The following is a 223-nucleotide window of genomic DNA, read 5'->3' on the forward strand; positions in this document are numbered from 1 at the left end:
ACGACGCGTCGTTTCAAATTTTCAGCTTGTTCCGGATTGTTAAAGAGCAATATCTCAAACACGACGTTACCGTCAGTTTTGAGATATTCTGTGGAGACACCTTTCACCTGTCACCAAGCAGTGGCGTCCCCTAGGGGATTCGAACCCCTGTTGCCGCCGTGAAAGGGCGGAGTCCTAACCGCTAGACGAAGGGGACACAAAGTGTCACGACTTCGCAGCCGTC

The 223-nt window shown here is 52.0% G+C and carries 1 tRNA gene; it reads right to left on the reverse strand.

From position 1 onward, the window contains the following. Positions 1-121: 121 nt before the first annotated feature. Positions 122-196, reverse strand: a tRNA-Glu gene (locus OXR61_RS23350). Positions 197-223: the final 27 nt, after the last annotated feature.

Origin of the sequence: Pantoea sp. GM_Pan_4, assembly GCF_026541005.1 — a bacterium.
Lineage (GTDB): Bacteria > Pseudomonadota > Gammaproteobacteria > Enterobacterales > Enterobacteriaceae > Pantoea > Pantoea dispersa.